We start from the raw sequence: 21,467 nt of genomic DNA, 5'->3' as shown, positions 1-21,467 counted from the left end.
CCGGCGCGAGCCGCGAACCGCGAACCGCGAACCTAATGCTGCGCTTCGAGCGCGCCCGGAATCAGCACCTTGCCGGCGTAGTTGAGCGCGTCGTCGAGCGGCTCGATTCCGCTGAACGACATGTCCGCATAGTCGAGCCGGCGATAGAACGCGGTTTCCATCAGTTCGCCTTTCGTGCGTCGATAAAAGATGCGCCCCGCGAGATACAACTGCGGCTCGCCGGGCGCCGGGGCGTGCGCGGCAATGGCGCCGCCGAAGGTCGTGCGCGTATCGCCGTCGAACCAGGCCCACCACTCGGCGTTGGCGTCGAGCAGCGTGCCCTTCGTGATGACGGAGGTAACGGTGTAGCCCCAGCCCGCTCTCGGCAAAGCATGCCGCGCGTCGCGATACGTTCGCTTTAGTTCGAACAGGCTGCGTACGATTTCGATGCGCGCGTCGCTCCGGTTCGCCACGGCCAGCGTCACGCGGCCGGGCTTTCCTGGCGCCGCGGTCGCCTTCAATAAAACGAGGGAGGTGTCCATGATGCTCGACTGCAAATTCGGTGAGTCCGGTGCGGGTTTGTCACTCGCGAGCCAGCGCGTGCATCTCGCAGCGCGCGATGCGCTGGAACTCGGCGAGGAATCCGAGGCGGCGGCTCTGCGTGGTGAAGCGTCCGAGTTCCAGCGTCTCGCCGGCAACGCGCAGCGACAAGCGCGTGCGCGCGCCTGTCTGCGTGACGAGGAGCACCGCCCAGCGCGCATCGATTCGCCAGGTGCGCGTGTGGAGCCCGCGCGCCGATTCGATCACGAGCGTGTGGCCGTGCAAGGTCACGATGTCGCCGTCCAGCGCGTGCCTTGCGTGCCAGAAGAAGCACGACCAGATGACGCACGCGTGCAGGAGTGCTAATCCGTAGAACACGATGCTGCCGTTCATCGCGTGCATCGCGGTCGCGAAGGCAAGCGGGATGATCGACAGACTCGCGCAGACGCTCGCGAGGCACGCCGGAGAACACGACGCGCGCCGCGCGAGCGACCATTGCTTCGGGGACGGATGGGCGAGCATGAGGACTCCTGCTTCACGTTGCGATGTCGGCGTGGCGAAGGAGCAATCCACAGTCCCGCGGCGAGGCCGCTCTGGCCGGCTCGGCATGGCGGAGGGGCATGTGGATTGCATCGTCTGTATGAACCTCGATGAAGAAAGGAGTCGCCATGCATGCAACGACACGCAACATCATCCTGGGCTCGATGCTCGTACTAGCCGGCAACGTTCATGCGGCCGGCGGAGGACTCGGCTGCGGCGGAGGCGGCTGCGTGAACAACGGACAGGGCGGCAGCACGTCCGGCGGCGCGGGAACTTCGGCAGGACAATCGGCCGAAGCTTCCGGTACGCAGCGATCGTCCAACGTCTCGCCGGGCACGGTGTCGAAAGGCGGGCAGGGAAGCGGCATGAGCCGCGACATGGGCGGCGCGATGCCGTTCGGCGCGCAAAGCGGCAAGCCTTCGCCCGTGACGAAGCACGATGCCGGTGGCTCGCAGGGTTGGTAAGCGCGGATCAACCGGAAGCGCGCAGCGTACCGAAGAGACCTCGCAGCGCGGTGCGCAACAAATCGCCCGATGTGGGCTTGCTGACGAAGCTCATCGCGGGCGCATAGGTCAGCTCGAACACGAGCGCGCCGAGCACTTCCGGCTTGACGTCGAGCTCGGGATCGAACCGGAGCAGCACCTCGCCGAGCGCCTTCCATTGAGCGCGCAGCACCTTCTCCTGCGACTTGCGAAAGGCGTCCGCGGGCTTCGTGACGCGCGAGTATTCGAGGATCAGCATCGGCCAGTTGCCAAGCCGCGAACTGCGCGTCGCCCATGCCGCAATACGGTCGATGGCTTTCTCGATGCTCTGCGCGCCCCGTAAATCGGCCAGTATCTGATCGAGACTGACGCGCCCGTGTTCTTCCAGCACGCCGAGAAAGAGCTCGTCCTTTCCCGCGAAATTCGAATAGACCGCGCCCTTGCTGAAACCGGCTTCGTCGGCGATGCGGTCGAGCGAGGCGGCGGCGTAGCCATCGCGGGCGAAATGCTCTTTCGCGACCGACAGTAACCGCTGCCGCGTAAGCGCCTGAGTTTCCTCGCGCGAAAGCCTTGCCATGTTCGAATCCTCTCGATGTTGAATTTTGCCGACGCCCGATACTAGCAAGTAAAGGCAGCGTCGGAAAGATTCGTGTTAGCATCCGGATACTCCGCAGTATCTAAAAACCGGCGAGTATGTTGAACTATTAAGAGGCCGAAGGCATGTACAAGAAGGGCGCCGCGCTCGAATTGCAGTTCTCATCGGCGCGGTTGAACAACGGCGCGGGCGATCCGTACTGGATCGATCTGACTGCGCAGGAAGCCATGCGGCTGCACGCTGAACTCGGCGCGTTTCTGGCAAAAGGCGTCGATGCGCAGGCGGGGCCGCTCATCGTCTCGCTGGACGAAGACGTGCACGGCGAATTCCACGAATCGGATGGTCGGGGCGTCGCGCCCGAACCCGCGGCGTCCGCGTTCACGCAATGGGTCTGCCTGATCTGCGGATGGATTTACGACGAAGCCGCGGGCGACCCCGAGCACGGCATCGCACCGGGTACGCGCTGGCGCGACGTGCCGGATGACTGGCGCTGTCCGCTCTGCGACGTCGGCAAGGACGACTTTGCGCTCGTCGAGTTTTGATACTCGGCGCTGCCGCTTTATGCCAGCGTGCGCGCCCAATGCCACGCCATCGGCCCGCAAATGATGCCCCACGTGAGCACGCAAATGACGAGCGCGACAGTGACGGCCGCGCTTCCGCGATCCTTCGCCCGGCGCGAGAGTTCGTGACGTTCGAGCGAAATGCGATCGATGGCCGCCTCGATGCTCGAATTAATCAGTTCGACTAGCAACACGAGCAGCACCGACGCGGCCAGCAGCACGCGCTCGGCTGCACTCACAGGCACGATGAACGCCACCGGCAGCAGGACGACTGCAAGGCCGACCTCCTGGCGAAACGCGCTTTCCTCTCGCCAGGTCACGACGAGGCCGTTCCACGAGTGCCGCAGCGCGAACAGGCCGCGCAATGGGCCGCTGCGCTTGTGCGGCGTGGAGTTTGTCCACGGAGAGGGTGAGTTGCGTCGTGCCATCGGGGTTTAGGGGAAGAGAAGCGTGCGCGGTTGGATTCTGGCGAGCGGCTGCGCTCGACCGCCCGCGTGACAAGAATATAGCTTCGGATAGCAGGCAACATCTGCCTGCGCAATTTCAAGGCAACTAACGGTCTCCCAAACCGGCATCTCCAAAGCGGTCACGGGCCGAGCGCCCATGACCGCCACTTCGCTGAGGCTTATACAACCGGCAGCGCGCTGAGCTTGCCGATGGTATCCGCGCACGCATGCGCGGCTTCTCGGCCTTTCACGAGGAAATGCTCGCGAAAGAAGCCGACGTGCTCCTCGCCGTGATGGAAATGATGCGGCGTGAGCACGGCGGAAAACACCGGCGTGCACGTTTCGAGCTGCACCTGCATCAACCCGTTGATCACGGCCTGCGCGACGAATTCGTGCCGGTAGATGCCGCCATCGACCACCAGTCCCGCCGCCACGATGCCGGCATAACGCCCGCTCTGCGCGAGCCGCTTCGCGTGCAGCGGAATTTCGAACGCGCCGGCGACTTCGAAGAGATCGATGTCGTCGCGCGCATAGCCGTGTTGTTCGATTGCCTGGAGAAAGGACGTCTTGCACTGATCGACGATATCGCGATGCCAGCAAGCCTGAACGAACGCAATGCGAGGACGGCGAGCGCCCGCAGCCTGTACTGCCTGTGATTCGTTGAGAATGGATGTGTTCATGGACTTCAGCCTGTTTGTGTGAACAGGGCGAAGGACGGTGCGCGCGCCTCCCGGAGGAGGCGCGCGCACCGTCCTGTTCTCTTTCATCCGGACTATACCGTCGGCCCCGGAATCCAACCGGGTCTGCCGACATCGCCCAATTCCATCTTTCGATGATCCTGGCCGAGCGGCTCGCGGGCTACGTCCGCATGGGACGATTACCGCCGGTGGGGAATTGCACCCCGCCCCGAGAACGTGTCCTTCGTATGATCGAAGAACGCAGGTACGGTAACACGACGCGAAGCCGCTGCGCGGAATTCCCCGTCTCGTTCGAGGTTTAATGCAGGGTTAACGCGGGATTCGACGGAAGCGATTCCATCGCGCGCGATCTATAATGCCTGCATCGAAGTCTCGCTCCGGAGAGCATCATGAAATCGACGGAATCGTCGTCTTGCGCACCGTCGCTGTCGAACTTTCTGTGCTTTGCCGTGTACTCGGCGAATCTCGCGTTCGGCAAGGCGTACAAGCCCATTCTCGAAGAACTCGGCCTGACCTACACGCAGTACATCACCATCATCGCGCTGTGGGAAGAAGACGATCAGACCGTCGGCAGGCTCGGCGAGAAGCTCTTTCTCGAATCCAACACACTGACGCCGATTCTGAAAAAGCTCGAAGCGATGGGCTACGTACAAAGACAGCGCGACCCCGCAGACGAGCGCCAGGTGCGCGTGAGTCTGACCAGGGAAGGCCGCCGGCTGCGGGAAAAGGGCGGCAAGATGGATCTCGTCGCAGCCACCGGTCTCAAGCCCGCCGAATTCGTGAAGGTCCAGAAGGCGATCGTCACGCTGCGCGAGAACCTCATCCGCTCAGTCAACGAAACGGCCTGACATAGCGCCGGCGCTAACCGGAAAAGAGCACGCATGCAACGAAGGTTCGACGACCTGCTGCTCGGCAGTATCGAGCTCTTCTGCCTCGCTGCCGAGCTAGAGAGCTTCACGCTCGCCGCGAATGCCGCGAGCGTGAATCCGGCCGCGGTGAGCCGGTCGGTCGCGCGGCTCGAAGAGCGCCTCGGCGTACGGCTTTTCGTGCGCACGACACGGCAGATCCGCCTGACCGATTCCGGCCGGCGTTACTACGAACGCTGTCGGCAAGCGCTCGGCGAACTGGTCGATGCCGAACGCGAAGTGACAGGGCAACAAACCACGCCCGCGGGCGTGCTGCGCATCAGCATGCCGACGCCGTACGGGCATTACCGCGTGTTGCCGCTGCTGCCTGCGTTTCGCGAGCGCTATCCGGACGTCAGCATCGAGACGCATCTGAGCAACCGCAACATCGAATTCGCGGACGACGGCTTCGATCTCGCGATACGCGGCCGCGCGCCGGACGATTCCTCGCTCATTGCCCGCAAGCTCGAAGACGCGGAGATGGTCGTCGTAGCGACGCCTGCGTATCTGAAGCGCAAGGGCGTGCCCGAGTCGCCCGGCGATCTTGCAGCGCACGAGTGCATTCAGTTCGAGCGGCCGAGCAGCGGGCGCAATATCGCCTGGACGTTTCGCGATGCATCGGGCGACACCGATATCGTCACGCGAGGCGCCTATGGCTCGTCGGGAGACGCGCTCGCGGGCGTCACGCTCGCGCGAGCGGGCGCGGGCCTCTTTCAGACGTACCGCTTCATCGTCGAAGAGGACCTGCGCGCGGGGCGCCTCGTCGAAGTGCTCTCCGGCTACCGCAGCACGCGTCCGTTCATCCTGCTGTATCCGCACGCGCGCCACCTGTCGTCGCGCGTCAGGGTGTTCGTCGACTTTCTCTTCGAACACCTGCCGCGCGCACGCGCCGATCGCGCGCCGAAGTAGAGCGTCATCCGGCCTTGTCCGCGAGCTTCTTGCGGTAGTCCTGCACCGGCAGTCCGCCCCAGCCCCAGTTTTCCAGCTCCACTTCCTCTATCACGACGAACGTCGCTTCGAGCGGCTTGTGCAGCACGTCGAGCAATAGCTGGCTTGCGCCCGCGATCAGCCGCGCCTTTTCTTCGGCGGTAATCGCATTCGCGCCGGGCTGCGTGCCTTCGCGCGTGACCTGAATGGTGACGATAGGCATATCAGACTCCTGTGAAATGACGACTCAATGCCCCGCGCTCTGGCCGCCATCGACGTGCAGGATCTCGCCCGTGACGAACGGGGCATCGTCGAGAAAGAGGATCGCATTGACCACGTCGCTCATCTCGCCCATGCGGCCCACCGGATGCAGCGCCGACAACGCGGCGTGCGTCTCTTCGGGGTGCATCGGCGATTTGATCACGCCCGGCGATACCGCGTTCACCCGCACGCCCGAACGAGCGTACTCGATGGCGAGCGATTTCGTCGCCGCGTTCAGGCCGCCTTTCGTGAGCGAAGCGAGCACCGAAGGCACGCCGCTGATCGGGTGATCGACGAGGCTCGTCGTCACCGTGACGATATGCCCGCTGCCCGCTTCCTGCATCTGCGCGATGACGCGCTGCGTGATGTGAAAGAAGCCGTCCACGTTCACGCGCTGGATCGCTGCGTAGTCTTCCGGCGTGTATTGCGTGAACGGCTTGGCGATAAAAATGCCCGCGTTGTTGACCAGCGTGTCGATGCGCCCGAATCGTTCGATGGCGGTCGCGACGATGCGCTCGGCCGTGCCGGCATCGGCGATATCGCCGGCAATGGTGACCAGATTTTCGTCGGCTGATTCGCCGATGGAACGCGAAGTCGCAATGACACGATGGCCGCGTTCGCGAAAAGCCTTCACGGTTTCGGCGCCGATGCCTTGCGACGCGCCTGTGACGATGACCACTTTGCCTGCATTCATGATGAGCCTCTGACGGTGTGAGTGTGTCGGCTGTCTTGCCGTTCGAATCGACGGATCCGATGGAGGCTCACTGTAGGCGCGCGCCGCCGCGCCGCGAACACCCACGGCGGACAAACACTATTGCGTATGGGGAACAAGAGGAACAAGAGGCGGCTATTGCCGGCTTAAGCAAAAGCAATTGACACCCCCGAACCGATCAAGCAGTATGGCGCAACCGATTAGATCGCATGCGATCTAAATAGCGGCCTTCCATTCATTGAGGAAAACATCATGTCCAAGATCGAAAAAGTGCTGTACACGGCAAAGACCCACACGTCCGGCGGGCGCGACGGCACGGCGCGCAGCTCCGACGGCCGCCTGGACATCGACTTGTCGTCGCCCGGCAGCGCGGGCAAGGGCACCAACCCGGAGCAACTCTTCGCGGCGGGCTGGTCGGCGTGTTTCATCGGCGCAATGGGGCTCGCGGCGCGCAAGCTGAAGATGACACTGCCGCCTGACTTGTCCGTGGACGCGGAAGTGGATCTCGGCATGACAGGCGACGCCTACTTGCTCGGCGCGCGCCTGAACGTGAGCCTGCCCGGCGTGCAACCCGACGTGGCGCGCGCGCTCGTCGATGCTGCTCACGAAACCTGCCCGTATTCGAAGGCGACGCGCGGCAACATCGAAGTAGAGATCAACCTCGTCTGAGCGAGGCGCGGCGGGTACCGCGCTAATCAGCTTTGACGCCGATGGTCTTCTCGAAGCAGCAGGCGTCGGGCTGATGAACGTAGATGCCGTAACGGCCAGTCGGCGTGAAGCCGTTACGCTGATAGAACTCAATGGCGCGCCGGTTGAACGAGCGCGTTTCGAGCAGCAGCGTGTGATAGCCGACCGCAGCCGCATCCGCTTCGAGCTGCGACAGAATCGCCTTGCCCACGCCGCGCGTATTCGGCCTGCTGTAAATGCGTTTGAGTTCGGCCACCCCGTAATCGAAGCGCCGGAACGCGCCGCATCCGAGCGCGAGACCCTGCGTGGTTCGCGCGACGACGAATGCGCCGCGCGCCGAACACGCATCTTCCGGGGAGAAGCGGCTCTGGCCGCCGTCGCCGGAAAACACGGCGAGCATGGCGCTCAGTTCGTCGAGCAGGGACTGCGCTTCCAGCGACCACGGGTCTTCACGTCGGACAAGAATGGCTGTCTCAAAGGGCGTCACGGCGGGGGCTCCTCGGCTTGTCTACAGTGGCCCGGACGAGTCGAGCAAACCCCGGTCCCGCCGTCTTATGAGGCGTTCGAAACGCGCGTTCGGCTGGTGAGCAGCGCGATGAAGCGTTCGGCCATCGGCGAGAGCACGCCGGTCTTGCGCGTCACGATGCCGTACGTCTGCGAAGGCGAGCGCAACGTCACCGGAAGAATGCGCAGCATCTTGTGCTGCGCGAAGAAGTTCGCGATATCGGTGGGCAGCACGGACACGAGGTCCTTGCTCTGATTGAGCAGCGCGACCGTGACGAACGTGGATGCGGTCGAGATCGTGTTGGCGGGCATGGCGACGCCCGCGAGGTCCATCTCGCGTTCCAGCAGTTCGCGCAATGGCATCTGGCTCGGGTACGTGACCCAGCGGCAATGCGCGAGATCGCGCATCTCCACGTGGCTGCGCGACTTCGTCGCATGCCGGTAGCCGACCACCACCGAGAGCGGCTCGTCGGCGAGCTTCCAGTAGCGGTATTTCGAAGGCTGTTCGCTGACCGCCGATCTGCCGATCACGAGATCGAGAACCCCTTCATCGAGTTGCAGCAGCATGCGCGCGCTCGTGTCCTCGACGATTTCCACCGACACATGCGGCTGGTCCGCGTGCAACGCATCGAGCGCGGGCACGACGACAGCCGGAATCGCGCCCATGATCGCGCCGATGGCAAGACGTCCGCCGCGCCCCGACTGAATCTCCGCGATGTCCTGACACAAGAGCGTCAAGTCCGTGGTCAGGAGCCGCGCGTATTGAATGACGCGATGCCCGTACTGATTCGGCAGCATGCCGCTCGCCGAGCGCTCGAAGAGGGGCGTGTCGAATAGCGCCTCCAGTTCATGCAACGCCTTGCTCGCCGCCGATTGCGTGACGGCCAGCACCGCCGCGGCCTTGTGCAGCGACTTGTGTTCGTCGAGCGCAATCAGCAATTGAAGCTGTTTCATTCTGAGTCTCGACAGCAGCATCTGGACCGTGTTCATCGGCGAGTCGCGGGGCAAGTAGGAGAAGTGATCGGGGGATGGAAACAATTCAATATACATGCCGCGTCCGGCAACCGTATAGTCGGTCTCGGAGACGACACTCGAGAAACCCGTCACGGGTTCACATCATGCAGAACGCAAGCCAGAACAGCACTGGCCGGCTCGACGAAGCCCGGCCACGATCCCCCGTTATTCGCCTGCACCGTGACGACGACGTCGTCATCGCGCGAGAGCAGCTCGTCGGCGGGGCGCGGCTCCCCGACGAAGACATCACCGTATCCGGACTGATTCCGCCGGGCCACAAGATGGCGACGCGCGCCATCGATGAAGGTGAAGCCGTGCGGCGCTACGGCCAGATCATCGGCTTCGCGAGCCGCGCCATTGCGCCGGGCGAGCACGTTCACACGCATAACGTGGCGATGGGCGAATTCGATCGCGACTACGCGTTCAGCGCAAGCGCCCGCGCCACGCAATACGCGAAGACGCCCGCCACGTTCGACGGCATCGTGCGTCCGGACGGCCGCGTGGCGACGCGCAATTACATCGGCATTCTGACCTCGGTCAACTGCTCGGCGACCGTCGCCCGCGCAATTGCCGATCACTTTCGCCGCGACACGAACCCCGCGAGCCTCGCAGCTTATCCGAACGTGGACGGCGTCGTCGCGTTGACACACGGCGCGGGCTGCGCGGTGGATCCCGAAGGCGAAGGGCTCGCCATGCTGCAGCGAACGCTCGGCGGCTATGCGACGCATGCGAACTTCGCGGGCGTCCTCGTGATCGGCCTCGGCTGCGAGACGAACCAGATTTCGCGCATTCTGGAAACGCAGGGCCTCACCGAAGCGCCGTTTCTCCAGACGTTCAGCATCCAGGAAACCGGCGGCACCGCGAAGACGGTCGCGCACGGCATCGAGGTGGTGAAGGGCATGCTCGCTTCCGCGAACCGCGTGGAGCGCCAGCCGGTGCCGGCATCGCACCTGATCGTCGGACTGCAATGCGGCGGCTCGGATGGCTATTCGGGCATCTCCGCGAATCCCGCGCTCGGCGCAGCGGTGGACTTGCTCGTGGCGCACGGCGGCACCGCGATTCTCTCCGAAACGCCCGAGATCTACGGCGCGGAGCATCTCCTCACGCGCCGCGCGATCAATCGCGAGGTCGGCGAAAAGCTCGTCGCGCGCATTCACTGGTGGGAAGACTATTGCGCGCGCAACCGCGCCGCGATGAACAACAATCCGTCGGCGGGCAACAAGGCCGGCGGCTTGACCACCGTGCTCGAAAAGTCGCTCGGCGGCATCGCGAAGGCGGGCAATACGAATCTCGTCGAAGTGTACGAGTACGCGCAGCGCGTAGATGCGAAGGGCCTCGTGTTCATGGATACGCCCGGCTACGACCCGATCTCCGCGACAGGGCAGGTGGCAGGCGGCGCGAACCTCATCTGCTTCACGACGGGACGCGGCTCGGCCTACGGCTGCGCGCCGTCGCCTTCGCTCAAGATCGCGACGAACGACGCGCTCTGGAACCGCCAGCAGGAAGACATGGACCTGAACTGCGGCCCGATTTTGAGCGGCGAGAAGAGCATCGAGGAAATGGGCGAAGCCCTCTTCAAGCTGATGCTCGACACGGCATCGGGCAAGCGCACCCGCAGCGAGATTCACGGCTACGGCCAGAACGAATTCGTGCCCTGGCAAATCGGCGCGATCACCTGAAGGCGCATGGAAGTCCGGTTATCCCGTACTCAACCCTTAACCATCGCATTCCTAACTATGAATAATACGACCTCATACCGCGGTGTCTTTCCCGTCGTTCCGACGATTTTCGACGAGGCGGGACAACTGGACCTCGAAGGCCAGAAGCGCTGCGTCGACTTCATGATCGATGCCGGTTCCAACGGCCTGTGCATTCTCGCGAACTTCTCCGAGCAATTCGCGTTGTCCGATGAAGAGCGCGACACGGTGATGCGCGTGGTGCTGGAGCACGTGGCCGGCCGCGTGCCGGTGATCGTCACGACGACGCACTTCAGCACCGACGTCTGCGCGCGCCGCAGCCGCGCCGCGCAGGATGCGGGCGCCGCGATGGTCATGATGATGCCGCCGTATCACGGCGCGACCATCCGCGTGACCGAGAAGGGCATCTACGAGTTCTTCGGCAAGGTGTCGGATGCGATCGGCATTCCGATCATGATTCAAGACGCGCCGGTGGCGGGCACGCCGCTCTCCGCGCCGTTTCTCGCACGCATGGCGCGTGAGATCGAGAACGTCGCGTACTTCAAGATCGAAACGGCGCAGGCTGCCTCGAAGCTGCGCGAGCTGATCGAACTCGGCGGCGACAGCGTCGTGGGTCCGTGGGACGGCGAAGAAGCCATCACGCTGATGCCCGACCTCGAAGCGGGCGCGACCGGCTCGATGACAGGCGGCGGCTATCCGGACGGCATCCGCAAGATCGTCGATGCCTACGTGAGCGGCGACAAGGAACAGGCAGCATTGCTCTATCAGCAGTGGCTTCCGCTCATCAACTACGAGAACCGCCAGTGCGGACTCGCGGCCTGCAAGATCCTGATGAAGGAAGGCGGCGTGATCGGCTCGGACGCGGTGCGTCACCCGTTTGCGTCTGTGCACCCGAAGACGCGCGAAGGCTTGCTCGAAGTCGCGCGCCGGCTCGATCCGCTGGTGCTGCGCTGGGGCCACTGAAGCACTCAAGCATGACGAGCGAGCGATTCCGCTCGCCTGAAATATAAGACTGGTTAGGAGACGGACAATGGATGTGTCGAGCAGTAGTCGTGTGCAAGCCGTGAAGATGACGAATGTGCGGTGGAAGATTTTCCTTCTGCTGCTGATGCTCGTGTCCATCAACTATATCGACCGTGCGGCGCTTTCGGTGGCGATGCCCGCCATCTCGCAGGAGTTCGACCTGACGCCGGAACGGCAGGGTCTCATCTTGAGCTCCTTTTTCTGGACCTATCTGTTCATGCAGGTTCCGTCGGGCATGCTGGCGGACCGCCTGAAGCCGCGCGCGCTGATCGCGGTCGCGACCGTCGGCTGGGGCTTCTTTCAGGCGCTCGGCGCGCTCAGTACCGGCTGGTTCCTGTTGTTGCTGACGCGCTTGGGCCTCGGCGTGACGGAAGCGCCGATCTATCCGGGCGGCGGCAAGCTGAATGCACTGTGGCTTACGCAGAACGAGAAGACGCGCGGCGCGGCGCTGCTGGATGGCGGCAGCGCGCTCGGTTCGGGCGTCGGCGCGATCGTCGTGGCAACACTGATGACGTTGCTCGGCTCGTGGCGCGCGGCGTTCGTGGTCGCGGGCGTCGGCACGATCCTGTGCGGCGTGTGGGCGTGGTGGTATATCCGCAATACGCCGCGCGAGCATCCGTCGATCAGCGAGGAAGAGGCCGCGTACATCGAACGCGCGCACGCCGAGGAAGACGCGAACGAGCCGAAGGTCGCGGCGGGCGGATCGCTGTTTCGCTTCTTCGCGTACCGGTCGGTGTGGGGCATGTGCCTGAGCCATACCTGCACCAACCTGATCTTCTTCGGGCTGATGACGTGGCTGCCGACGTACCTCTTCAAGGTCCACGGCTTCGATCTGAAGTCGCTGGGCGGCGCGACGTTCCTGATCTTCTTCTGCGGCTTCGTGGGCGAAGTGCTCGGCGGTCAGCTCGCCGACAAGTGGAAGGCGTCGGGCGCGAGTGCGAACGTCGTGTATCGCTCGATGATGATCATCGGCGCGGCGGCCGTCGCGTTGTCGATGCTCGGCGTCGCCTTCGTGAAGACACCGTTCCTCGTCGTGACCCTGCTGTGCGTCGCGCTCTTCTTCCTGCGCTGGAACGGCGGCTGCAACTGGGCGACGCCCGCGATGCTCGCGACGCGCGCGCGCACTGGCACGCTCAACGGCATCATGAACTTCGTCGGCAATATCGCGGGGATCTTCGTGCCGATCTTCATCGGCTATATCGTGCAGACGACGGGCTCGTATTTCCTCGCGTTGATGTTCTTCGTGGCGGTGGCCGTGTTCCAGGTGGTGTCGGTACTCAACATCAACTATCAACGCAAGCTGCCGGTATAAGCAGAAACGAGCAGGAGAGCAGTCGTGCAACGTCGTCTTTATACGGGTAACGATCCGCGCCGCGCGCACAGCATCGAGGAGCTTCGCGGCATGGCGCAGCGGCGCGTGCCCAACTTCTGTTTCGAGTACGTGGAAGGCGGCGCGGAAGAGGAAGCCACGCTGCTGCGCAATCGCTCGGTGTTCGCGGATATCGCTTTCAGGCCGCGCTCGCTCGTGGATGTGTCGAAGCGGGACATCGGCATCGATCTCTTCGGGCGGCGCAGCGCTGCGCCGTTCATGATCGGGCCGACGGGTTTCAGCGGTCTGCTCTCGCGCGAAGGCGATATCACGCTTGCAAGCGCGGCGGCTGCCGCAGGCATCCCGTTCATTCTCAGCAATGCCTCGACGGTGCCGCTCGAACGCGTGGTGGCGAGCGCTGGCGGGCGCGCGTGGATGCAGGTCTACATGTATCGCACGCGGGACTTCGTCGCGAAGCTCGCCGAACGCGCGAAGCAAGCGCAAGTCGAGGCGCTCGTCGTCACCACCGACAGCGCGATCTATGGCAAGCGTGAATGGGACTTGCGCAACTACGCGCGTCCGCTGAAGCTCGATCTGCGCAATACGCTCGACGTGCTCGCGCATCCGCGCTGGATGATGGATGTGCTCTGGCCCGGCGGCATGCCGAAGTTCGCGAATCTCGGCGATCTGCTGCCGCCCGGACAAGACAGCGTGCGCGGCGCGGCCTCGGCGCTCGCGAAGGAACTCGATCCTTCGCTGTCGTGGAACGATATCCGCTGGCTGCGTGATCGCTGGCCGGGACGCCTCATCATCAAGGGGCTCATTCATCCGGAAGACGCGGCGCGCGCCGTGTCCGTGGGCGCGGACGGCATCGTGCTATCGAATCACGGCGGGCGGCAACTCGACGGATCGGTGGCGGCGCTGGAAGTGCTGCCCGAAGTCGTCGCCGAAGTGAACGGGCGTCTCGCCGTGATGCTCGATGGCGGCTTCCGGCGCGGCTCCGACATCGTGAAGGCGATGGCGCTCGGCGCGGATTCGGTACTCCTCGGTCGCGCGACGACGTGGGGTCTCGCGGCGGGCGGTCGCGCGGGCGTGGACCGCGCCATCGAGATATTGAAGACGGAAGTGGATCGCGTTATCGGTCTACTGGGTTGCAAAAGCATGGCCGAACTGGACACGCGCTATCTGCAATGGACCCGGCGCAACGCAGAGCCGATACAGGCACGCGCGCCGCAACCGATGCAGGAAGCTGTCACCCTCTAAGCGTAACGTCAAAGGACACGAACAACATGAGCCTGAACGAAACGGCATCTGCCGCGCGCATCGAACGCGTCGGCATGATCGGATTGGGACTGATGGGCAGCGCCATCGCCTCGCAGGTCATGAAGAAGGGATTCAAGCTCTCGGTGGTGGGGCACCGCAGCCGTCAGGCGCTCGAAGAACTGGTCGCGCAAGGCGCGACCGAACTCGGCAGCGCCGCCGAACTCGCGCGCAACGTCGATGTGGTGATCGTATGCGTCACGGGCACGCCGCATGTGCGCGATGCCGTGTTTCGCGAAGACGGCCTGCTCGCGGGCGCGCACGACGGTTTGATCGTGATCGACAGCACGACGGCCGATGCGGATTTCGCCGCCGAGGCGGCCAGCGCATTCGCCGAGAAGGGCGCGGCGTTCCTCGATGCGCCCGTGAACCGCACGCCGAAGGAAGCGCGCGAGGGCCGGCTCAACGTGCTGGTAGGCGGCGATGCAGCGGTGCTGGAACGCGTGCGGCCGCTCATGGCTGCGTACGGGGAGACGGTGCATCATCTGGGCGCGCACGGATCGGGCTATCGCGCGAAGCTCATTCACAACTTCATTGCGCAGGCGAACGCCGCGATTCTCGCTGAAGCGTTCGGCACGGCCGCGAAAGCGCAGTTGAACCTGCATGAATTCGCGGCGGTGTGCCGTCTGAGCGGCGCGCATAGCAAGACTTTCGACCGCATCGTGCCGTATCTGCTCGAAGGCGACGACAGCGGACAACAGTTCGCAATCCGAAATGCCGCGAAAGACATGCGCTCGTATAGCCAGCTTGCGGCCTCGTATTCATCGACCGCGATACTCGCCGAAGCCGTGCGCCAGATCTACGTGCTCGGCATCAACCTCGGCCACGGCGACGAATACGTGCCGCACATGTTCGACGTCGTTGCCGAGTTGAACGGCAAGAAACAAAACGGCTGACAGATTGCGGCGGGCTTACTCGCCGAAGCCGCTTTCGGCCAGCAGGTCCGCCATGCTGCGATGAAGCGCCGGATCGAACTGCGTCTGCCGCACGTTAAAGCCGATCGCGTAACCACGATGCACGCGCGCTTCCCGTTGACGCAGCGTGTGGCGCAGCCGTTCGATCAAGTCGTCGGTGTCCTCGGCGCTCGTGTCGGTGAGCAGCACGGCGAACTCGTCGCCGCTCAGTCGCGCGATCACGTCGCTCTCGGCGAGCACATCGCGCAGCACGTCGGAGAAGGTCTGTAACGCGCGGTCTCCTTCGGCGTGCCCGTAGGTATCGTTGATCTCGCGAAACCCGTCCAGGTCGATCAGAAGCAGCGTGGCCTCGCGCGCGAGCCGCTTGCAAACGTTCAGCGTATGTTGCGCGAGCGTCTCGAAGCCGCGTTGGTTGGACAGCAGCGTGAGTTCGTCGATGGTCGCGAGTTGCAGCGCGGCCATTTCCTGTTCCGCCATGCGGCCGAGGTCGCGCAAGAGCCGGCGGTCTTCCTCGCCGAACGCGCGCGGCTGCTGGTCGATGAGACACAGCGTGCCGAGCTTCGCGCCATTGGGCAGGCTGAGCGGATAGCCCGCATAAAAGCGGATGAACGGCGGGCCGACGACGAGCGGATTGTCGTCGAAGCGCGCGTCGGCGCGGGCATCGGGCACGATCAACACGTCGCTGCCGCCGATGGCATGTGCGCAGAACGAAACATCACGCGGTGTTTGACGCGTCTTGAGGCCGGTGCATGACTTGAACCACTGGCGATTTTCGTCGACGAGACTCACCAGCGCGATGGGCACGTCGAACAGGCGTTTGGCGAGCCGCGTCAGGCGGTCGAAGCGCTCTTCGGGCGCGGTATCGAGGATATTCAGTGCGCGCAGGGCGGCGATGCGCTCGCTTTCGTTCGCAGGCTTGATAGGGACAAGCATCGGTGTCGGCAACGACTTGCGGATGCCCGGGCGGGCGGGAGAACTTCAGATTATTCTACCCGCTGACGGCTTCTATCGAGACCCCGACAAAACGAACATGCGTTACGCCAGCGCGGCGCGAACCGCGCTGGCCTGATGCATGGAAGCGAACGCGCGTCTTACCATCCGCCGCGCGATCCGCCGCCGCCCGGCGAAGGCGTGTTCTGCGGACTCGTCACGCCGGAGGACATGTTGCGCGTCGCGCCCGGCGGCTGCATGCCGCCCCTGCCCGGCGCTGCGTTCATGGTGCCGTCATTCGCGCCGCCGATGCCGCCGCCGCGCGTCATGCCGGCGCCGTCGCTCGGCCCCGATGTGTTCGCGCCGGTCGCGCCGGACAGTCCGTTGACGCCGTTCGTCCCCGTGCCCGCGCCGCTCGTTCCGCCCACGGCCCCGCCCGCCGCGCCGCCGATCATGCCACCACCCGCGCCGGCCGCGCTGGCGACATTCACGCCGCCTGTCAGTGCGATCAGAAGCGCAGTCACTGCAAGTCTCGATTTCATTTCGAATCTCCCACTGGATGCATACGGGAGCATTGCGCGCAAGCGTCGTGCCGCGATCAGGCACGCGAACGGCTGACTCATTATTGCCTGATATCGGTCACACGCAGCCGCTGTTACTTAAGCATTGCATAAGCTTGAGCCACGCACTATATCCCGCTGAGTCCGCCGATTTCGCTCAGACGAAAGGCATCCCGTGAAGCCGCTCAGGCGGTGCCGAGTTCAACCACGCCTACCGGTCATTCAATGGTCACTGCCGCGGTGCGACGATCCGTACTTCACTCAATGCGGCCGAGACACGCATGACAGCGCATCTCATTCCCGTATGGATGTGGCTGGTCATTGGCCTGTGTGTCGCGGCGACCTGTCATGCGGCGCTCGCTGCGCTTCTGCACGGCGGCCGGCGCACCGCAGTGGCGTTGCAAAGCGACGATCCCACGAGCGCCGATTGCACGAGCGCCGATCACGTCGCGCCGGTCAGCATCCTGAAGCCGCTATGCGGCGCGGAGCCCCGTCTCTACGCGAACCTTCAAACGTTTTGCGCGCAGACTCATCCCTCATATCAACTCCTGTTCGGCGTCGCGCACGCGTCGGATGCCGCGGCGAGTGTCGTGCGGCGGCTCGCGCGGGCTTACCCCGAGCGCGACATCGAACTCGTCATCGACGCAACGCCGCATGGCAGCAACCGCAAGGTCGCGAATCTCATCAATCTGTCGCGACACGCGAAGCATGATGTGATCGTGATCGCGGACAGCGATATCGCGGTGCAACCGGACTACCTGATGCGCGTGACCGCGCCGCTTGCCGACCCGGGCGTGGGCGTCGTCACGTGCCTTTATCGGGCGCGCTGCGTCGGCGGCATGTGGGCGAGACTCGGCGGCCTCTTCATCGACGAATGGTTCGCGCCGTCCGTGTATGTCGCGAACGCGCTCGGCTACGGGCGCTTCGGCTTCGGCGCGACGCTCGCGCTGACACGCGAGACGCTTCAGAAGATAGGCGGCCTCGAAGCCTTGCGCGACTGCCTCGCCGACGATTTCTGGCTCGCCGAGCGGGCGCGCGTCATCGGCTTGCGCACGGTGCTGTCCGATGTCGTCGTCACGACCGATGTCATCGAGGACGATTTCGCTTCATTGTGGCGGCGCGAGACGCGCTGGCTACGCACCATCCGTTCGATCAATCCCTTGGGTTTCGCTTTCTTGTGCATTACGTTTGCATCGCCGTGGCTTCTGGCGAGCGCGATTCTCGGCTTTTCTTTCGACACGAGCGGCACGGACCTCGCACAATCCACTGCTGATGCTATCGTCGATATCAGCACGTCGCTCGGTATCAGCGCGCGCCTCTTGCTGCACTCGCGCAGCGCGCGGTCGTGGGGCGCGTTCTGGCGCGACCTGCCGCTCATTCCACTGCGCGACGCGCTGATGTGGCTCGCCTGGTTCGCTGCGCTGTTCGGTTCGAGCGTGATGTGGCGCGGCGTGCGCGTGCCGCTCGATGCGTCGGCCGCGAAGCGCGATGCGTACGAAACCAGCTCGTCCGACAGCCCATACGACCCGTCATGAATTCACAGGACTTCGCATCATGAAGCAGACGCTCTTTCTTCAGGCCCCGTCCTTCGACGGCTTCGACGGCGGCGCGGGATCGCGCTACCAGGCCAAGCGCGAGATACGCTCGTTCTGGTATCCGACGTGGCTTGCTCAGCCCGCCGCCCTCGTGCCGCAAAGCCGCGTGCTCGACGCGCCCGCCGACGGCCTGTCCGTCGAGGAAACGCTCGCGATCGCCGCGCAATACGACCTCGTCATCATCCATACGAGCACGCCGTCCTTTCCGACCGATGCGCTCTTCGCCGAGCATCTGAAAGAACGCAAGCCGTCGGTGCTGATCGGCATGGTCGGCGCGAAGGTGGCGGTCGATCCGCATAATTCGCTGACCGCGAGCGAAGCGATCGACTTCGTATGCCGCGAGGAATTCGACTACACCTGCAAGGAAGTCGCCGAGGGCCTGCCGTTCGCGTCGATCAAGGGGCTGTCGTGGCGCAACGAGGACGGCTCGATCGAGCATAACGAAGCGCGCCCGATCCTCGAAAACATGGACGAGCTGCCGTTCGTCGCGCCCGTCTACAAACGCGATCTGAACATCAAGAACTACTTCATCGGCTATCTGAACTATCCGTATGTGTCCATCTATACGGGGCGCGGGTGCCGTTCGCGCTGCACGTTCTGCCTGTGGCCGCAGACGGTGGGCGGGCATCGCTATCGCGTGCGTTCGGTCGAGAACGTACTCGAAGAAGTGAAGTGGATTCGCGACAACATGCCGGAAGTAAAGGAGATCATGTTCGACGACGACACGTTCACCGATTTCAAGCCGCGCGTGGAAGAGATTGCCCGCGGTCTGGGCAAGCTCGGCGTGACGTGGTCGTGCAACGCGAAGGCCAACGTCCCGTATTCGACGTTGAAGATCATGAAGGAAAACGGCCTGCGGCTCTTGCTCGTGGGCTATGAATCCGGCGACGACCAGATTCTGCTCAACATCAAGAAGGGCTTGCGAACCGACATCGCGCGGCGCTTCGCGGACGATTGCCGCAAGCTCGGCATCAAGGTGCACGGCACGTTCATTCTCGGCTTGCCGGGCGAAACGAAAGAGACAATCGAGAAAACGATTCGGTATGCGAAGGAGATCAATCCGCATACGATCCAGGTTTCGCTCGCCGCGCCTTATCCGGGCACGACGCTCTATCAGCAGGCTGTCGATAACGGCTGGCTCGCCGAAAACAAGGTCATCAATCTCGTCAGCAAGGAAGGCGTGCAGCTTGCGGCGATCGGCTATCCGCACCTGTCGCGCGAGGACATCTATCACGAGCTCGAACGCTTCTACAAGCGGTTCTATTTCCGCCCGTCGAAGATCTGGGAGATCGTGCGCGAAATGCTGACGAGCTGGGACATGATGAAGCGCCGCTTGCGCGAAGGGGTGGAATTCTTCCGCTTCTTGCGGGCGCACGAGGCGTGAGCGCATGCGAGCGTTGATCGTCACCGCCGACGACTTCGGCCTGCACGAGCGCGTCAACGAGGCGGTGATCCGCGCGCATCGCGAAGGCGTCCTCGCGTGCGCGAGCCTGATGGTCGCGGCACCCGCCGCGCGCGACGCCGTCGAGCGCGCGCGGCAGTGTCCGTCGCTTCGCGTGGGACTGCATGTGGTGCTGGCCGATGGACTCTCGACGCTCGGCGCGTCGCGGATTCCCGCGTTGACCGACGAAAGCGGATGGATGCGCGATGCGCCGCTGAAAGACGGCCTTCGCTATGCGTTGCTTCCCCATGTGCGCCGTCAGCTTGCCGAGGAAATCCGCGCGCAGTTCGACGCGTTTCGCGCGACCGGGCTGGCGCTCGACCACGTGAACACGCACAAGCATCTGCATGTGCATCCCGTGGTGCTTTCGCTGATACTCTCGATCGGCCGCGAATACGGCATGCGCGCGATGCGCCTGCCATCGGAGGCGAGCGCCCCGTTGTGGCTCAAGCCGTGGATGGCGCTGACGCGCCGGCGTCTCGCGCGCGCGGGAATCGCGCATAACGACTACGTGGTCGGCATGGCGCAGACGGGGCGCCTGGACGAAGCCGCGTGGCTCGCCGCGCTCGCCGGCATCGACGCGAACGATGGGCGAGTCGGCGAGATCTACTGTCATCCTGCGGTGGCGGGCGATACGCCGATCACGGCTTCGATGCGCGACTACCGGCACGCCGACGAACTCGACGCGCTTCTGTCGCCGCGCGTGAGCCAGGCGCTCGCGGCGGCGCGTGCGCGCGGCGTCGCGCTTGGCGGCTTCTCCGACGTATTCGGCGCGGGGCGCGCGTGATGTCGCTACGCAAGGCCGCCGCCACGGCGTGGCCGGGCGTGCTCGCGCTCATCTTGGCAACCGTGATCGTCTACACGCTGCGCGAGAGCATTGGTCACGCGAGCCAGCGGATCATGCACGCATGGCTGCCGTTGCTTCTGCTCGTGCTGTATCGCGCGTTGCCGCTCGCGCTCGATGCGCTCGGCTGGTGGATTCTGCTTGCGCGCGCCGTGCCGTACCGCTTCGTATGGTGGATTGCGACGGTACGCGATGGCGTGAGCCGCCTGCTGCCGGTCGCGAGCGTGGGCGGCGAAGTGGTCGGCGTGCGGCTCGCCTGCTGGAAGCTGCGCGATTCGTCGGCGGTCATCGCGTCGGTGATCGTCGAAGTGCTCGCCACGTTAGGCATGCAGGCGATATTCGCGATTTTCGGCATTGCGGCGCTTGCGCATTCGGTCGCGTTGCATCGCGCGTTGTGGCCGCTGGCAGCGGCGAGCGCGGCGACGCTCGCGGCGCTCGCCGCATGCGCCTGGTGGCTGCGCCGCGGCGCGCCGTTCGATGTGCTGATGGCGCTTGCGCGGCGCGTGCTCGGCCACAGTCCGCTGTTGCGCGCGGGCCATTCGCGACGGCTCGATGCCGCCCTGCGCGCGCTCGCGCAACGTCCGCGCGCGTGGCTCGCCGCGCTCGCGTGGCAACTCGCGGGGCAGGCCGCGGGCGCGCTCGAGAATTTCTTCGCGCTCTGGGCGATGGGCGTGCCCGTGACGCTCTCCGATGCCGTCGCCATCGAAGCCGTTGCGCAAATTGCGCGGCATGTGGCCTTTTTCGTGCCGCTCGGCGTCGGCGTGCAGGATGCCGCCATCGTGCTGACGAGCCAGCTCGCCGGCATCGGCACCGAGGCGGCGCTGTCGCTCGCGCTCGTCAAGCGCATGCGCGAAGTGCTGTCGGGCGGGCTCGCGCTCGCATCGTGGCTCGTCGCCGAGCGCGTGCGCCGCGCGCACGGCACGACGAAAAGCGCCGCGCGCGAGGATCGCGCGAACTTGTCGGCGTAACGCCGAGTCGCTCCAA

At 64.5% G+C, this 21,467-nt stretch carries 25 protein-coding genes and 1 riboswitch; of the genes, 14 read left to right on the top strand and 11 right to left on the bottom strand.

Annotated elements, in window-relative coordinates:
• Positions 1–32: 32 nt before the first annotated feature.
• Entirely contained in the window at positions 33–521 is a 489-nt protein-coding gene (locus LDZ24_RS23325) for a hypothetical protein (RefSeq protein WP_248323587.1), read from the bottom strand.
• A 40-nt stretch (positions 522–561) separates the two neighbouring features.
• Complete coding sequence (locus tag LDZ24_RS23320) at positions 562–1,041, bottom strand: DUF2244 domain-containing protein (protein WP_248323586.1); 480 nt, start codon at positions 1,039–1,041, stop codon at positions 562–564.
• Between the two features lie 146 nt (positions 1,042–1,187).
• Here LDZ24_RS23320 and LDZ24_RS23315 point away from each other — a divergent pair, with 146 nt between their 5' ends.
• Complete coding sequence (locus LDZ24_RS23315; protein WP_248323585.1) at positions 1,188–1,523, top strand: hypothetical protein; 336 nt, start codon at positions 1,188–1,190, stop codon at positions 1,521–1,523.
• A gap of 7 nt (positions 1,524–1,530) precedes the next feature.
• On the opposite strand, the gene LDZ24_RS23310 is transcribed toward LDZ24_RS23315, so the two are convergent.
• Positions 1,531–2,118: a TetR/AcrR family transcriptional regulator gene (locus LDZ24_RS23310; RefSeq protein WP_248323584.1), complete on the bottom strand. Its 588-nt coding sequence runs from the start codon at positions 2,116–2,118 to the stop codon at positions 1,531–1,533.
• Between the two features lie 143 nt (positions 2,119–2,261).
• Between LDZ24_RS23310 and LDZ24_RS28070 the strand changes: the two genes are divergently transcribed.
• Complete coding sequence (locus LDZ24_RS28070; protein ID WP_248323583.1) at positions 2,262–2,678, top strand: rubredoxin; 417 nt, start codon at positions 2,262–2,264, stop codon at positions 2,676–2,678.
• Between the two features lie 17 nt (positions 2,679–2,695).
• Here the strand turns inward: LDZ24_RS28070 and LDZ24_RS23300 are convergent, their stop codons facing one another.
• A complete protein-coding gene (locus LDZ24_RS23300; RefSeq protein WP_248323582.1) occupies positions 2,696–3,124 on the bottom strand; it encodes a diacylglycerol kinase in 429 nt (142 codons plus the stop codon).
• A 197-nt stretch (positions 3,125–3,321) separates the two neighbouring features.
• A complete protein-coding gene (locus tag LDZ24_RS23295; RefSeq protein WP_248323581.1) occupies positions 3,322–3,822 on the bottom strand; it encodes a 6,7-dimethyl-8-ribityllumazine synthase in 501 nt (166 codons plus the stop codon).
• Between the two features lie 71 nt (positions 3,823–3,893).
• Positions 3,894–4,060, bottom strand: a riboswitch (FMN riboswitch).
• Between the two features lie 169 nt (positions 4,061–4,229).
• On the opposite strand from LDZ24_RS23295, the gene LDZ24_RS23290 reads away from it, so the two are divergent.
• Together LDZ24_RS23290 and LDZ24_RS23285 are read left to right on the top strand one after the other, a co-directional pair.
• Positions 4,230–4,688 (top strand): MarR family winged helix-turn-helix transcriptional regulator, encoded by a 459-nt coding sequence (locus LDZ24_RS23290; RefSeq protein ID WP_248323580.1) that lies wholly within the window; start codon positions 4,230–4,232, stop codon positions 4,686–4,688.
• Positions 4,689–4,721: 33 nt separating this feature from the next.
• Positions 4,722–5,654, top strand: coding sequence for a LysR family transcriptional regulator (locus LDZ24_RS23285; RefSeq protein ID WP_248323579.1), 933 nt, complete (start codon positions 4,722–4,724; stop codon positions 5,652–5,654).
• 4 nt (positions 5,655–5,658) lie between these two features.
• Here the strand turns inward: LDZ24_RS23285 and LDZ24_RS23280 are convergent, their stop codons facing one another.
• The gene (locus LDZ24_RS23280) at positions 5,659–5,895 is read right to left on the bottom strand and encodes a 4-oxalocrotonate tautomerase family protein (protein WP_248323578.1); all 237 of its coding nucleotides are present in this window, start codon (positions 5,893–5,895) and stop codon (positions 5,659–5,661) included.
• Positions 5,896–5,919: 24 nt separating this feature from the next.
• Positions 5,920–6,627: an SDR family NAD(P)-dependent oxidoreductase gene (locus tag LDZ24_RS23275; RefSeq protein WP_248323577.1), complete on the bottom strand. Its 708-nt coding sequence runs from the start codon at positions 6,625–6,627 to the stop codon at positions 5,920–5,922.
• Between the two features lie 270 nt (positions 6,628–6,897).
• Here LDZ24_RS23275 and LDZ24_RS23270 point away from each other — a divergent pair, with 270 nt between their 5' ends.
• Positions 6,898–7,314, top strand: coding sequence for an organic hydroperoxide resistance protein (locus LDZ24_RS23270; protein ID WP_248323576.1), 417 nt, complete (start codon positions 6,898–6,900; stop codon positions 7,312–7,314).
• 22 nt (positions 7,315–7,336) lie between these two features.
• Here the strand turns inward: LDZ24_RS23270 and LDZ24_RS23265 are convergent, their stop codons facing one another.
• Complete coding sequence (locus LDZ24_RS23265) at positions 7,337–7,819, bottom strand: GNAT family N-acetyltransferase (RefSeq protein WP_248323575.1); 483 nt, start codon at positions 7,817–7,819, stop codon at positions 7,337–7,339.
• A 65-nt stretch (positions 7,820–7,884) separates the two neighbouring features.
• Positions 7,885–8,790 (bottom strand): LysR family transcriptional regulator, encoded by a 906-nt coding sequence (locus tag LDZ24_RS23260; RefSeq protein ID WP_241270080.1) that lies wholly within the window; start codon positions 8,788–8,790, stop codon positions 7,885–7,887.
• A gap of 164 nt (positions 8,791–8,954) precedes the next feature.
• Between LDZ24_RS23260 and LDZ24_RS23255 the strand changes: the two genes are divergently transcribed.
• The 5 genes from LDZ24_RS23255 to LDZ24_RS23235 all read left to right on the top strand — a co-directional run bounded on the left by LDZ24_RS23255 (position 8,955) and on the right by LDZ24_RS23235 (position 15,095).
• Positions 8,955–10,529, top strand: coding sequence for a UxaA family hydrolase (locus tag LDZ24_RS23255; protein WP_248323574.1), 1,575 nt, complete (start codon positions 8,955–8,957; stop codon positions 10,527–10,529).
• A gap of 57 nt (positions 10,530–10,586) precedes the next feature.
• The gene (locus LDZ24_RS23250) at positions 10,587–11,510 is read left to right on the top strand and encodes a dihydrodipicolinate synthase family protein (RefSeq protein ID WP_248323573.1); all 924 of its coding nucleotides are present in this window, start codon (positions 10,587–10,589) and stop codon (positions 11,508–11,510) included.
• A gap of 67 nt (positions 11,511–11,577) precedes the next feature.
• Positions 11,578–12,882, top strand: coding sequence for an MFS transporter (locus LDZ24_RS23245; RefSeq protein ID WP_248323572.1), 1,305 nt, complete (start codon positions 11,578–11,580; stop codon positions 12,880–12,882).
• Between the two features lie 24 nt (positions 12,883–12,906).
• On the top strand, positions 12,907–14,142 hold the full coding sequence (locus LDZ24_RS23240) for an alpha-hydroxy acid oxidase (protein WP_248323571.1): 1,236 nt from the start codon (positions 12,907–12,909) through the stop codon (positions 14,140–14,142).
• Positions 14,143–14,168: 26 nt separating this feature from the next.
• On the top strand, positions 14,169–15,095 hold the full coding sequence (locus tag LDZ24_RS23235; RefSeq protein ID WP_248323570.1) for an NAD(P)-dependent oxidoreductase: 927 nt from the start codon (positions 14,169–14,171) through the stop codon (positions 15,093–15,095).
• Between the two features lie 15 nt (positions 15,096–15,110).
• On the opposite strand, the gene LDZ24_RS23230 is transcribed toward LDZ24_RS23235, so the two are convergent.
• Positions 15,111–16,046, bottom strand: coding sequence for a diguanylate cyclase (locus tag LDZ24_RS23230; protein WP_248323569.1), 936 nt, complete (start codon positions 16,044–16,046; stop codon positions 15,111–15,113).
• Positions 16,047–16,204: 158 nt separating this feature from the next.
• Complete coding sequence (locus tag LDZ24_RS23225) at positions 16,205–16,585, bottom strand: hypothetical protein (RefSeq protein WP_248323568.1); 381 nt, start codon at positions 16,583–16,585, stop codon at positions 16,205–16,207.
• 299 nt (positions 16,586–16,884) lie between these two features.
• Between LDZ24_RS23225 and hpnI the strand changes: the two genes are divergently transcribed.
• From hpnI to LDZ24_RS23205, 4 genes are read left to right on the top strand one after another with little or no spacing between them, the layout of a single operon-like run.
• Positions 16,885–18,138, top strand: coding sequence for a bacteriohopanetetrol glucosamine biosynthesis glycosyltransferase HpnI (hpnI, locus tag LDZ24_RS23220; RefSeq protein WP_248323567.1), 1,254 nt, complete (start codon positions 16,885–16,887; stop codon positions 18,136–18,138).
• A 19-nt stretch (positions 18,139–18,157) separates the two neighbouring features.
• Entirely contained in the window at positions 18,158–19,582 is a 1,425-nt protein-coding gene (hpnJ, locus tag LDZ24_RS23215) for a hopanoid biosynthesis associated radical SAM protein HpnJ (RefSeq protein ID WP_248323566.1), read from the top strand.
• Between the two features lie 4 nt (positions 19,583–19,586).
• Entirely contained in the window at positions 19,587–20,426 is an 840-nt protein-coding gene (gene hpnK / locus LDZ24_RS23210) for a hopanoid biosynthesis-associated protein HpnK (RefSeq protein ID WP_248323565.1), read from the top strand.
• The gene (locus tag LDZ24_RS23205) at positions 20,426–21,451 is read left to right on the top strand and encodes a lysylphosphatidylglycerol synthase domain-containing protein (RefSeq protein WP_248323564.1); all 1,026 of its coding nucleotides are present in this window, start codon (positions 20,426–20,428) and stop codon (positions 21,449–21,451) included. Before hpnK ends, LDZ24_RS23205 begins: the two co-directional genes overlap by 1 nt.
• Positions 21,452–21,467: the final 16 nt, after the last annotated feature.

Origin of the sequence: Caballeronia sp. Sq4a, assembly GCF_023170545.1 — a bacterium.
GTDB lineage: Bacteria > Pseudomonadota > Gammaproteobacteria > Burkholderiales > Burkholderiaceae > Caballeronia.
Note: the sequence above shows the minus strand (reverse complement) of the source record. Positions and strands in the feature narration are given on the sequence as shown.

Bases quoted from the DNA above. Each gene is read 5' to 3' on its own strand.
- LDZ24_RS23325 (WP_248323587.1), bottom strand. From the start codon at position 521: ATGGACACCTCCCTCGTTTTATTGAAGGCGACCGCGGCGCCAGGAAAG.
- LDZ24_RS23320 (WP_248323586.1), bottom strand. From the start codon at position 1,041: ATGCTCGCCCATCCGTCCCCGAAGCAATGGTCGCTCGCGCGGCGCGCG.
- LDZ24_RS23315 (WP_248323585.1), top strand. From the start codon at position 1,188: ATGCATGCAACGACACGCAACATCATCCTGGGCTCGATGCTCGTACTA.
- LDZ24_RS23310 (WP_248323584.1), bottom strand. From the start codon at position 2,118: ATGGCAAGGCTTTCGCGCGAGGAAACTCAGGCGCTTACGCGGCAGCGG.
- LDZ24_RS28070 (WP_248323583.1), top strand. From the start codon at position 2,262: ATGTACAAGAAGGGCGCCGCGCTCGAATTGCAGTTCTCATCGGCGCGG.
- LDZ24_RS23300 (WP_248323582.1), bottom strand. From the start codon at position 3,124: ATGGCACGACGCAACTCACCCTCTCCGTGGACAAACTCCACGCCGCAC.
- LDZ24_RS23295 (WP_248323581.1), bottom strand. From the start codon at position 3,822: ATGAACACATCCATTCTCAACGAATCACAGGCAGTACAGGCTGCGGGC.
- LDZ24_RS23290 (WP_248323580.1), top strand. From the start codon at position 4,230: ATGAAATCGACGGAATCGTCGTCTTGCGCACCGTCGCTGTCGAACTTT.
- LDZ24_RS23285 (WP_248323579.1), top strand. From the start codon at position 4,722: ATGCAACGAAGGTTCGACGACCTGCTGCTCGGCAGTATCGAGCTCTTC.
- LDZ24_RS23280 (WP_248323578.1), bottom strand. From the start codon at position 5,895: ATGCCTATCGTCACCATTCAGGTCACGCGCGAAGGCACGCAGCCCGGC.
- LDZ24_RS23275 (WP_248323577.1), bottom strand. From the start codon at position 6,627: ATGAATGCAGGCAAAGTGGTCATCGTCACAGGCGCGTCGCAAGGCATC.
- LDZ24_RS23270 (WP_248323576.1), top strand. From the start codon at position 6,898: ATGTCCAAGATCGAAAAAGTGCTGTACACGGCAAAGACCCACACGTCC.
- LDZ24_RS23260 (WP_241270080.1), bottom strand. From the start codon at position 8,790: ATGAAACAGCTTCAATTGCTGATTGCGCTCGACGAACACAAGTCGCTG.
- LDZ24_RS23255 (WP_248323574.1), top strand. From the start codon at position 8,955: ATGCAGAACGCAAGCCAGAACAGCACTGGCCGGCTCGACGAAGCCCGG.
- LDZ24_RS23250 (WP_248323573.1), top strand. From the start codon at position 10,587: ATGAATAATACGACCTCATACCGCGGTGTCTTTCCCGTCGTTCCGACG.
- LDZ24_RS23245 (WP_248323572.1), top strand. From the start codon at position 11,578: ATGGATGTGTCGAGCAGTAGTCGTGTGCAAGCCGTGAAGATGACGAAT.
- LDZ24_RS23235 (WP_248323570.1), top strand. From the start codon at position 14,169: ATGAGCCTGAACGAAACGGCATCTGCCGCGCGCATCGAACGCGTCGGC.
- LDZ24_RS23230 (WP_248323569.1), bottom strand. From the start codon at position 16,046: ATGCTTGTCCCTATCAAGCCTGCGAACGAAAGCGAGCGCATCGCCGCC.
- LDZ24_RS23225 (WP_248323568.1), bottom strand. From the start codon at position 16,585: ATGAAATCGAGACTTGCAGTGACTGCGCTTCTGATCGCACTGACAGGC.
- hpnI (WP_248323567.1), top strand. From the start codon at position 16,885: ATGACAGCGCATCTCATTCCCGTATGGATGTGGCTGGTCATTGGCCTG.
- hpnJ (WP_248323566.1), top strand. From the start codon at position 18,158: ATGAAGCAGACGCTCTTTCTTCAGGCCCCGTCCTTCGACGGCTTCGAC.
- hpnK (WP_248323565.1), top strand. From the start codon at position 19,587: ATGCGAGCGTTGATCGTCACCGCCGACGACTTCGGCCTGCACGAGCGC.
- LDZ24_RS23205 (WP_248323564.1), top strand. From the start codon at position 20,426: ATGTCGCTACGCAAGGCCGCCGCCACGGCGTGGCCGGGCGTGCTCGCG.